Genomic DNA, 10,740 nt, shown 5'->3' with positions numbered 1-10,740 from the left:
CCGCCGGGGTCCGCCCGAGGAGCGTCGTCAGGGGTACGGACGGATCGCCGGCGAGCCGGTGGCCCGGAGGCGGGGTACCGGCGCGCCGGAGCACCGGGTAGCACAGGACGGGCGGGAGCTCCGGATCGGCCAGGCTGTTCGGAGTGCGCCAGCAGAAGTACGTGGGGACGAGCGTCACACCGCGCCCGTTCAGCCGCAGATCCCGGTTCACGGGCGGATACTCGACCCGCAGCACGGGCCGTTGCCAGCGCATCAGGGGGCCCGCACCGCCGAGGAGGCCGTCGACACCGTCGTCCAGGAACCCGCGGCAGCGCGAGGCCCGTTCGGCGTCGAAACGGGAGCGGATGTCCTCGGCGTACGGTGCGATGCCGACGTCGTAGTACGCGCGCAGCACGCGTACGAGTTCCCTGCGTTCCTCCAGTTCGGTGAGCCGCGCTGCCCACGGAGGCGCCCCGACGGTACGGGCGAGCCGGGCCAGCTCCTCCGACACCCGCTGCGGGGAGGTCTCCAGGATCGCGTCGAGCCCCGCGGCGAGACCGTCGACGCCCCGCCCCGGGGTCAGGAAGTCCGGGAAGTAGGCGGCGCGGGGGAAAAGCGGCAGGAGAATCGTGCGGAGGGCTCGGCCCAGCCCCTTCTCCCGCAGCCGGGTCAAGACGGTCCTGTGCCAGCCCGCGTAGGCCCAACGGCCGTCCCGGGTCTGGAGACGGTGCAGGCTGGTGGCGATCTCCCAGAGCGGATTCGGCGCGGCGGCGACGCGGACCGCGCCCAAGTCGGCATCTTTGAAGTGGATGCGGAGCATCTTGTTCCCCCTTATGAGCTCAGCTTTTGTGGTGAGCCGAAACATCATGGCCGGGGCCGGCCGAGACCGGTCATGGTTGCTCAACAGCGCAGGGCTGTGGGCGTGTCCGCGCCACCGGGAACCATGACGCAGGAGGAACAGCATGCGAACTCTCAAGAGGCGTACGGCAGTCGCTGTCGGAGCGGGGGCGATCGCTTTCGCGGGAATCCTGGGCACGGCCGGTGCGGCGCCGGCCGCCGCTTCCACGCAGCGGGCAGAGGGGGTTCCGGCGGCCGACCCGGTCCAGGTGAGGGCCCTGTACAGCCGCGAGGTCTGGAAGACGGTGAACCACCGGACCGGTCCGTCCGGGGGCTACGAGCTGATAGGCCGGCTCTATGCGGACACCTCCTACACGGTGAGCTGCTGGAGGATCGGCGAGTCGGTGACCGCCGAGGGCACCACCAACAACGTGTGGATCTACGCGAGGAACAGCAGTGGCCGGTGGGGCTATTCCAGCGCGATCTACTTCTCGGGCAACAAGTACGCCAACCTGCCGTCCTCCGCGAGGTGCTAGCCCTGCCCCTCGGCCGGGCCCGGCCTGTGCGTGAGTGAGCCGGGGCCGGATGACCGGAACGGGCCCGCCCGATCACCTGTCGGGCGGGCCCCGTTGCCCGGAGCCGAAGAGCGGCTGCGCGTCACGGCGTGTCGCGCCGCGCCCGGGGCCGGTCACCGGCCGGGGTCAGGCGGCCGCGGCGACGCCGATGCCGATGGCGATGAAGAGCCAGCCGGTCGTCAGCTCCCAGCGGTGGCGGACCTCCGGACGGGCGAGCAGCGCTCGCAGCCGCGCGGCGACGGCGACCAGGGCGAACCAGTAGACGATGCCGATGAGGACGTCCAGGATGCCGAGGAAGAAGATCTGCCGGGTCATCGAGCCGCCGCCGTCGACGAACTGCGGCAGGATACTGAGGAAGAACAACGCCGCCTTGGGGTTGAGCACGTTGGTGAGAAATCCCTGGGTGAAGCCGGACCGCCACCGGCCTTGGGCGGGTCCGCCCTCTGCCGGGGCCTGCGGAGGGGGGCCGTCCTCCGGGCCGCCGGTCGCCTCCGGGCCGCCGGTCGCCTCCCGCCCGGCGGGCCGCTCGCGGGCGGACCGCCGGGCGGCCCGCACCGCCCGTACGCCCAGGTAGACCAGGTAGGCCGCGCCCAGCAGCTTGATGGCGTCGTAGACCAGGGGGAGCGGGCGGCGATCACCGACAGCCCGGCGGCGGCGGTGAGCATGTGCACGCACAGCCCGGCCTGGGCACCCAGCGCCGCGGCCCGCCCCTTCGACGGGTGCTCGGCCGCCGACCTCACCACCACGAGGAAGTCCGGCCCGGGAACCACGTACGCCACCAGCACCACGCCGAGGAAGCCGACGAGGTCGACCGACATCCGCTCTCCGTTCGTCGGCCCCGCGGCCGGTGCGCCGCCGGGGAGGTGTTCGTCCAGGATCCGGGGCGCCCGGATCCGGTCAGGCCGCGAGGGTCCGTACGCCGACCACCGAGGCGACGGCCTCGTCGGGCATCCCGAGGCCCTGCTCCAGTCGCTCGTCCGCCACGGGCAGCGGAGGCAGGACCGTGGCCCCCTCGTCGTGCGGCCCGGCCGTCTCCAGCGGCGGACCGCCCCGGCAGGCGGCGTCGCACACCTCGCGGGCCAGGCCCGCACAGCCGCTCCAGCGTCGCAACGCGTGCGAGAGCCGGCCTTCTTGGCGGGGCAGCGCTCCCCCGCCTGCCCCACTCCGCACTGCCGCCCCCGCTCGGTGGTGGTGACCGGTCGCCGGACGGGAACGCCAGACCCCCGGTCACCCACTGCTCCTGCCCGACGTCCCAAGGGACCGCTTCCCGTCCAGGTCTCTCGTACACCAGGGGTGGGACCCGAGGCGCCCGCAGCCATGGGCACCGGACGCCTCGGGTGCGGCGCCGATCGCCTGCGCGGTTTCGGCGTAGGCATCGGTGTCGGCGCCGGCGCCGGCACGGAAGATCCCGGTCAGCCGGTGCCCAGGGCCTGCGCCTGGTCGAGGTCCAGCAAGGTGCCACGGTCGAACTCGGCAGCGAAGGCGTCCTCTCCCAGGGCCTCGCGTGACGCGGCCCCGACACGGTCCACGTCCCGTCGTTCGGCGGGCGGCAGCGGAGCGCCGACGGACCTCCGGGCCGCCGCTGCCGCGCCCAGCAGAGCCGCCGACTGCCGGTACTCCCCGGCCACGGCTCTCGCGCCGGCCAGTCCCTCCAGGGCCAGGGCCACGGCGCGCGGGTCGCCGAGTTCACGCGCTGTGGCGAAGCCCTCCGCGTGCAGAGCCCGGGCGGCGGCAGCGTCGCCGCGCAGCTCCGCGACGAAACCCAGTTCGGCCAGGGCCAGCGAGGTGCCGGGCCCGTAACCCACTTCTCGGAACCACGAGAGCAAACCGCGCATGTGGGTCTCGGCCAGGTCGTAGTCGCCCTCCCTGCGGGCTCCGAGCCCGAGCCCGATCTCGGCGTCGACCTGCCCGGACCTGAAATTCTGCTCGCGAGCCAGCTTGAGCGCCCGCCGGTGATACGTGCGGGCCTGCGCGCAGTCGTCCGTCAGCAGGGCGAGCCGCCCGAGGCCGGACAGCCGCTTGGCGGCCTCCGTCCACAGTCCGAGCCGCTCGGCGATGGCCAGCCCGTCCCGCTGCAGCCGCGCGGCCCGTGCGTAGTCACCGGTGATCTCGCTCAGTGCGGCCAGCGGGAAGACCGTCTGCAACTGCCCCCACTGGTCGCCGGCCTCCTGGAAGAGACGGGCGCTCAGCTCCCCGTCGCGCCCGACCGCGTCCAGGTCCCCACGGGCCATCGCGTGCCTTGCCCGTACGCTCAGGACCGCCGCCGTTCCCCAGGTGTCATCCAGCGCGCGGAAGCCCTGCAGGGCCCGGTCCACCAGTGCCTCCCCGCTGCCCACATCACCGGAACCCATCTGCGCGGCCCCCAGGAACCACAGTGCCGTGGCCTGCCCCGGAGCGTCGTCGACCTCGTCGTACGCCGCAAGGACCTCCCGGATCCGCTCCGCTCCGTCGGCTGCGGTGCCTTCCAGCAGCGCGATGCCCGTCTGCCAGGCCATGGCCAGGGCGCGTTCGGGCGTGAGCTGTGCGGGGGCCGCGGCGAGGGCTGTGTCCAGGGCCCCCCGGGCCTGAGCGAGGCGGCCGCGCAGTACCCAGTACCAGGCCAGCGCGTTGACCGTCCGCAGCGCCTGGTCCGCCGCTCCCCGCTGTACGGCGCAGGCGAACGCCCGGCGCAGGTTGGCGCTCTCCTGGTCCAGCCGCCGCAGCTGGCGCTGTTGCCCGGGCCCTCGCAGCAAGGGCTGGGCCCGGACGGCCAGTTCGGTGTAGTACAGGCTGTGCCGTTCTCGTACGGCCTCGGCCTCGCCCGCTGCCCGCAGTTGCTCCAGGCCGTACTCCTTCACCGACTCCAGCAGCCGGTACCGCGGGCCTTCCGCACGGTCGTCCAGCACAACCAGCGACCGGTCCACCAGACGTGCCAGCAGATCGAGTACCTCGGTGGCCTTCACGCCGTCTCCGGCGCAGACCGCTTCGGCCGCCTCCAGGGTGCAGCCCCCGGCGTGGACGCACAGCCGGCGCAGCACGATGCGCTCCGCGGCCGTCAGCAGCTCCCAGCTCCAGTCGATGACCGCCCGCAGGGTCCGCTGCCGGGCCGGCGCGGTCCGGGTTCCGCCCGCCAGCAACCGGAACCTGTCGTCGGCCAGGCGGGCCACCAGGCCGTGTACGCCGATGGTCCGTACCCGGGAGGCCGCCAGCTCCAATGCCAGCGGAATGCCGTCCAGACGCCCGCAGAGGACGGCGACGGCCTCGGCGTTGTCCGGGTCGAGGGTGAAACCGGGCGCGGTGCCGGCCCGCTCCATGAACAGGTCCACGGCGCTGGGCGGTTCCAGCGGCGGCACCGGCCACACCCGCTCGCTGCCGACCCCGAGAGGTTCCCGACTGGTCGCCAGGATGGTCAGTCCCGGTACGTCCCGCAGCAATGTCCCGGCCAGTTCGGCGACCGGATGCACCAGATGTTCGCAGTTGTCCAGGACGAGCAGGAGACGTCTGCCCCGCAGGGCCCCGGTCAGCCGGCCCACCGGGGAGACCTGCTCACCGGCCTCGCCCGCTTCCGTGATGTGGAGGGCCCTCATCACGGCTCCGGCCACCGCGCACACCGCGTCCGCGTCCGCATCCGCGTTCACGTCCGCACCCTGGCCCGGTGACGGGTCGAGCCCGGCCAGCTCGACGAACCACACACCGTCGGGACGGCCGGCGGCGGCCTGCCCGGCGGTCTCCACGGCCAACCGTGTCTTCCCCACCCCGCCCGGCCCCGTGAGCGTCACCAGACGGGAGGAACCGAGCAGGTGGCATACGCCGAGAACGGCGTTCTCCCGGCCGACGATCCCCGCGACAGGGGCGGGCAGGTTCGTACCGGCAGGACGGGGTGCGTCCAGTGCGGGGTCCTGCCGCAGGATTGCCTGGTGCAGGTTCACCAGTTCGTTGCCCGGCTCCAGGCCGAGTTCGCCGGAGAGCCGGCGCCGCAGATCCTCGTAACTGTCGAGCGCCTCGGTCTGGCGCCCCGCCCGGTACAGGGCGCGCAGTTGTACGGCGCGGAGCCGTTCCCGGAGCGGGTACCGGGCCACCAGACCGCCGAGTTCACCGGCGAGCGCGGCATGCCCGTTTCCGTACCCGTTCCCGTGCGCGTTCCTGTTTCCGTCGTCCAGTTGCAGTCTCGCCTCGGCGTGTTCCTCCAGCGCGGTGAGCCGTTCCTCCTCGAGCCGGTTGATCGCCGCACGGGCGAAGGGCTCGGCGGCGAAGTCCGCGAACGCCTCACCCCGCCACAGCTCCAGGGCCTCGGACAGCAGCGCCGCCTTCGCGTGGAGTGCGTCGGCGGCCCGCGCCCGGTCCAGGAGAGCGGTGAACCGACCCGCGTCGACGGCCTCGGCTCCGACCCGCAGCAGGTACCCCGATGCCCCGGAGACCACGAGCTCACGGCCGCCGGGTCCGGCCCTCTCCAGGACCCGGCGCAGCTGAGAAGCCTTTCCCTGAAGGGTGTTGCCGGGATCGTCCGGCAGGGCGGAGCCCCACAGATCGTCCACCAGCCGCTCGACGGACACCGGGCGTCCCGGGTGCACCAGCAGCTGGGCCAGCAAGGCACGGACCTTCGCCCCGGGGACGGCCACCGGCTCGCCGTCGTCCTTCCACAACGCAAGCGGACCAAGGACCCCGAATCGCATGGCCTCACCCTAGCCCGGCCTCCGTACCGCCCTGTCGGAGCGACCGCTGTGGACCGACAGCCGGCCGACAGCCGATCGGCAGGCTCCCCCGGCAAGGTGTGACCACAAGCCGCCAACGCAACGGAGGAGCGAAATGAACACCGGTTCCAAGCAGCCCGTCACGGTCATCGGTCTGGGCAACCTGGGCCAAGCGCTGGCCGCCGCCTTCCTGCAGCAGGGCCACCCCACGACCGTGTGGAACCGTTCGCAGGCCAAGGCGGACCGTCTGGTCGCCAAGGGCGCGGTCCGGGCGGCAACGGCCGCCGAAGCCCTGGCTGCGGGCGGTCTCGTCGTCGTCTGCCTGCTGGACTACGAGACCGTACGAGAGGTCCTCGTTCCGGCCGCGGACACCCTCACCGGCCGTGTCCTGGTCAACCTCACCTCCGGAACCCCCGAGCCGGCCCGCGAGTTGGCCGCCTGGACGGCCGGCCGCGGTGCGGAGTACCTGGACGGTGCGGTCTACGCGGTGCCGCAGACCATCGGGACGCCCGAAGCGTTCGTCCTCTACAGCGGCTCGGCCTCCGTGTTCGAGACGTACCGCGAGCAGCTGGACCTCCTTGGCACCGGCACGTTCGTCGGCGCGGACGCCGGCCTCGCGTCGGTCTACGATGTCGCGCTGCTCAGCGGCATGTACGGGATGTTCGCGGGGTTCTTCCAGTCGGTTGCCCTGGGCGACTCGGCGCAGATCAAAGCCGCCGAGATCACAGCCCTGCTGGTGCCCTGGCTGAACGCGGCCGCCGCCGCCCTGCCCGGTTTCGCCCAGGAGATCGACTCCGGGGACTACACCACCGAGACGTCCAACCTGGACATCAATGCCGTCGGACTGGCCAACATCCTGACCGCGACCAAGGCCCAGGGCATCGGTGTGGACCTGCTCGCCCCCCTCCAGTCCCTTTTCGAGCACCAGATCGCGCAGGGCCACGGGGCCGCCAGTCTCTCCCGGGCGGTCGAGTCGCTGAGGAAGACGGCATGAGCACCGCGTACCGGGGAAAGAAGGCCGTCGTGATCGGCGGCACGCACGGAATGGGCCGGGGCGTGGTCGAGGCACTGCTCAGCGGCGGGGCAGAGGTGCTGCTGACCGGCCATGACGAGAAGAACCTGGAAGCCGTCAGAACCGGTCTCGGCCCGGCCGCCCACACGGTCCGCTCCGACATCACGAGCATGGCCGACATCGCGGAACTCGGCACTCAGGTGGAGGAGAAGCTCGGCACCATCGACTTCCTGCACGTCAATGCCGGGACTTCCTATCTGGAACGGCTCGAAGAGGTGTCGGAGACCACCTACGACCGCACCTTCGACGTCAACACCAAGGGCGCGTTCTTCAGCACGCAACGGCTGGCGCCCCTGATCAGGGAGGGCGGCTCGATCGTCTACAGCACGTCGGTGGCCAACGTGATGGGCTACCCGGGCATGGCGGCGTACTCCGGAGCCAAGGCGGCGGTCCGCTCCTTCACCCAGGTGTTCGCCGCCGAGCTGCTCCCGAGAAACGTACGGGTCAACGCGGTGAGCGGCGGTTACATCAGAACCCCCACCATGGCGGTCGCGGACTTCACCGCGGAGCAGAGGGAGGCCTTCCTGCGGGAGGGCGACCGGATCACTCCCATGAAACGCCATGGTTCGGTCGAGGAGTTCGCACGCGCGGTTCTCTTCCTCGCCTTCGACGCCACGTTCACGACCGGCACGGAGCTGCATGTCGACGGCGGTATCAGCCAGGGAATCACCCCGGCCTGAGGAACGCCCCGCCTCCCCGGGCTCAGTGCTGGACGAGCGGCCGGGTGGCCTCGGTCCCACCGGTGCCGTCAGCGGGACCGATGCCACCGAGGCCCTCGCGGAACCGGCCCATCACCGAACACGACGCATGACGCCCACACCGGCCTCCGGACCGGCGGCCGGCACGACGGCATGAGCCACACCGGGTTCACCGGCCGGTCCGGAACTGGCCGCGCGGTCCGCGGAACCCGCCGGGTCCTTGAGCCCGCCGGTCGTAAAGACGGCACGATACAGCGGGATGGCCCATGGCACCGGCGCTCGCCCTCGCCCCGGCGGACGCCGTCGAAACCCGAAGTCAGCCTTATAGCAAGGCTTTCCCAGTCGGGGCTCTGCGGCCCCTCACCCGCAATTCCATGGGCAACGGCGTTCATTCCCTGCTCGGAACAGGGCAAGACCGTAGAGGGAAATCCTGGGGATGGCAACTGCCACAACCGAACCGATTCGTTTTAGCTGTGGTTTATCTCCCGGTCGGTGCCCGTACTGCCTGTGACGTGAAATACCGTTGAGACTTCTATTGACATGGCAACAACACGGAGTGCCTCATAGGGGGGACATCCGGCCTGCGGACCAGCGCGAGAGTGTGTCCTTGCCGTACCACGGCGGTCCTCCCGCACGTTTCACTGAATGGCTTCTCGTACTCTGACAACGTTGTCCAGCCGACCACCTCCGGCAAAGGGCGACGGGGCGGACCTCCGAGACCCTGCGATTTCATCGGTCATGCCGCCGGTTCCGGCCGCCATCCCCATCGGCCGGGCACACGGGAGACGCCTGCACCACGGGGCGCTCTCCACGTGCCGGCGGCGTCAAGGCAAGGCAGGCCGATCCCCCACTGGAATGCCCCCGAGGAGAGACATGAACAAGCCGCCGCGAGGCACCCTGCTCACGGCCGTCGGCGCTGTAATCGCCGCCTTGGCCGGCCTACTGCTGCCCGTATTCGGGCCCGTCGGCGAGGCCGAGGCCGCCACCGGAATCCACGTCAGCAACGGGCGCGTGTATGAGGCCAACGGCAACGAATTCGTGATGCGTGGTGTCAATCACGCACACGCCTGGTATCCGGAGCGAACCAGCTCGATCGCCGGCATCGCCGCCAAGGGCGCCAATACCGCCCGTGTCGTCCTCAGCAGCGGCCACCGGTGGACCCGGACGAGCACTGCGGAGGTCTCGTCCCTGATCAGCACGTGCAAGGCGAGCAAGCTCATCTGCGTACTCGAGGTGCACGACACGACCGGCTACGGCGAAGACGGCGCCGCGACTTCCCTGGACAAGGCCGCGGACTACTGGCTCAGCGTCAAGAGCGCACTGGCGGGCCAGGAGAATTACGTCATCGTCAACATCGGCAACGAGCCGTTCGGCAACAACAACCCCAGCGCCTGGACCGGTGCCACCAAGAGCGCGATCGGCAAGCTGCGCAACGCCGGCGTCCACCACGCCCTGATGGTGGACGCCCCCAACTGGGGCCAGGACTGGTCGAACACCATGCGGAACAACGCGGCCTCGGTCTTCGGCTCCGACCCGGACCGCAACACCATCTTCTCGGTCCACATGTACGGGGTGTACGACACCGCCGCAGAGGTGCAGGGCTACCTGAACCACTTCGTGAACAACCGGCTGCCCATCGTGGTGGGAGAGTTCGGTGACGAGCACAGTGACGGAAACCCGCACGAGGACGCGATCATGGCGACCGCGCAGTCCTTGAAACTGGGGTACCTCGGCTGGTCCTGGAGCGGCAACGGCAGCGGCGTCGAGTACCTCGACCTGGTCAACGGCTTCAACGCGAACTCCCTGACCAGCTGGGGCAGCCGGTTCTTCAACGGTGTCAACGGAATCTCCACGACCTCCAAGCCGGCCACCGTCTACGGCGGCACGGGCGGCGCCGGCGGCGGTACGGCCCCGAACGGGTACCCGTACTGCGTCAACGGCAGCTCCTCCGACTCCGACGGGGACGGCTGGGGCTGGGAGAGCAACCGTTCCTGCGTAGTTCGCGGCAGCTCCGCGGACCGCTGACCACTCCCCTGCCGGAGACAGGGAAGAGTGAACAGGTGCCCTCCCCGTTCGCACCGGGGGGGAGGGCACCATCGGCACCTGGAAAGAATTCACCCCGCTCCTCCGCTTCCACAGCGAGGCCCGCGGCCGCTTTTCCAGACATCCAGCACGCCTTCCGTCGTCCAGGACACGCCGTACAGGGACGCGGACCCGCTCTCACGCGCGGCGGACGGCAATCGCTTCCACGGGGTCGGCATGCCGGAGGCCGCACGGGGGTCACTCCAGACCCGGCTGCCCGCCGTTCGTGTCCAGCGCGGTCATGTCCGGGACGGCCGGATCCGGATCGGTCATGTCGAAGCCGCTGGTGGCCGGGCCGGGGTCGTCCGGCATCGCCATGCCGAAGTCGGGCAGGTCGGCGCCGGTCCCCGACTGCGCCACCGGCACCGGCACCGGTTCCGTGCCGGTCTCGGCGGCTCGGGTGGTGTCCGTGGCGGGCGCGGTCCAGCGCTGCCGCAGGCCCAGGCCTGAGCGGAGGGTGTCGGCCAGCTCCGTGGCGGACGCCGGTGCGGCCCCGGTGCCGGTCCCCTCGCCCAACAGGTGGCCGGCGACCCGGCGTACCGCGTCGCGGAAGCCGTCACCGGCGTACCGGGAGTCGGCGGAGACCGCGTGCGGTTCCGCCGGCAGCACGAGGAAGACGGCGGCGTCCCACTGCCCTGCGACTTCAACCTGCGCACCACCCACTGGGGCGACCCCGTCACCGACGACATGGCGCAGGTCCTCGCCGAGGCGGACGCCGTGGTCGCCACCGGTATGACCCTCGTCAACGGCAGCTTCGACCGGATCATCGAGCACTGCCGCAAGCAGGACCTCCCGCTGGTGGTGTACGCCCAGACCGGCAGCGCCGT

General features: G+C 71.3%; 9 protein-coding genes and 1 pseudogene. 5 read left to right on the top strand and 5 right to left on the bottom strand.

Annotated features, from left to right (window positions below; genetic code table 11):
• A partial coding sequence (locus ACWD0Y_RS34600) for an ArsR family transcriptional regulator (RefSeq protein ID WP_450264228.1) occupies positions 1–799 on the bottom strand: 799 nt, incomplete at its 3' end.
• A 142-nt stretch (positions 800–941) separates the two neighbouring features.
• Here ACWD0Y_RS34600 and ACWD0Y_RS34595 point away from each other — a divergent pair.
• A complete protein-coding gene (locus tag ACWD0Y_RS34595) occupies positions 942–1,352 on the top strand; it encodes an SH3 domain-containing protein (protein ID WP_450264227.1) in 411 nt (136 codons plus the stop codon).
• Between the two features lie 165 nt (positions 1,353–1,517).
• On the opposite strand, the gene ACWD0Y_RS34590 is transcribed toward ACWD0Y_RS34595, so the two are convergent.
• The 3 genes from ACWD0Y_RS34590 to ACWD0Y_RS34580 form a co-directional block, all read right to left on the bottom strand.
• The gene (locus tag ACWD0Y_RS34590) at positions 1,518–2,066 is read right to left on the bottom strand and encodes a LysE family translocator (RefSeq protein WP_450264226.1); all 549 of its coding nucleotides are present in this window, start codon (positions 2,064–2,066) and stop codon (positions 1,518–1,520) included.
• Between the two features lie 222 nt (positions 2,067–2,288).
• Positions 2,289–2,561: a hypothetical protein gene (locus ACWD0Y_RS34585; protein ID WP_450264225.1), complete on the bottom strand. Its 273-nt coding sequence runs from the start codon at positions 2,559–2,561 to the stop codon at positions 2,289–2,291.
• 242 nt (positions 2,562–2,803) lie between these two features.
• The gene (locus tag ACWD0Y_RS34580) at positions 2,804–6,043 is read right to left on the bottom strand and encodes a BTAD domain-containing putative transcriptional regulator (RefSeq protein ID WP_450264224.1); all 3,240 of its coding nucleotides are present in this window, start codon (positions 6,041–6,043) and stop codon (positions 2,804–2,806) included.
• A gap of 133 nt (positions 6,044–6,176) precedes the next feature.
• Here ACWD0Y_RS34580 and ACWD0Y_RS34575 point away from each other — a divergent pair, with 133 nt between their 5' ends.
• The 3 genes from ACWD0Y_RS34575 to ACWD0Y_RS34565 all read left to right on the top strand — a co-directional run bounded on the left by ACWD0Y_RS34575 (position 6,177) and on the right by ACWD0Y_RS34565 (position 9,856).
• Complete coding sequence (locus tag ACWD0Y_RS34575) at positions 6,177–7,055, top strand: NAD(P)-dependent oxidoreductase (protein WP_450264223.1); 879 nt, start codon at positions 6,177–6,179, stop codon at positions 7,053–7,055.
• The gene (locus tag ACWD0Y_RS34570) at positions 7,052–7,813 is read left to right on the top strand and encodes an SDR family NAD(P)-dependent oxidoreductase (protein ID WP_450264222.1); all 762 of its coding nucleotides are present in this window, start codon (positions 7,052–7,054) and stop codon (positions 7,811–7,813) included. The genes ACWD0Y_RS34575 and ACWD0Y_RS34570 overlap by 4 nt, the downstream gene beginning before the upstream one ends.
• Before the next feature lie 891 nt (positions 7,814–8,704).
• Positions 8,705–9,856 (top strand): glycoside hydrolase family 5 protein, encoded by a 1,152-nt coding sequence (locus ACWD0Y_RS34565; protein ID WP_450264221.1) that lies wholly within the window; start codon positions 8,705–8,707, stop codon positions 9,854–9,856.
• A 255-nt stretch (positions 9,857–10,111) separates the two neighbouring features.
• Here the strand turns inward: ACWD0Y_RS34565 and ACWD0Y_RS34560 are convergent, their stop codons facing one another.
• Positions 10,112–10,522, bottom strand: coding sequence for a hypothetical protein (locus ACWD0Y_RS34560; RefSeq protein WP_450264220.1), 411 nt, complete (start codon positions 10,520–10,522; stop codon positions 10,112–10,114).
• A 3-nt stretch (positions 10,523–10,525) separates the two neighbouring features.
• Between ACWD0Y_RS34560 and ACWD0Y_RS34555 the strand changes: the two are divergent.
• Positions 10,526–10,740, top strand: a pseudogene (locus ACWD0Y_RS34555) (Rossmann-like domain-containing protein); the annotation flags it as partial.

The sequence above is a fragment of the Streptomyces altiplanensis genome (assembly GCF_053591575.1).
The sequence above is the reverse complement of the archived record's forward strand: the minus strand, read 5'-3'. Positions and strand labels throughout refer to the sequence as shown.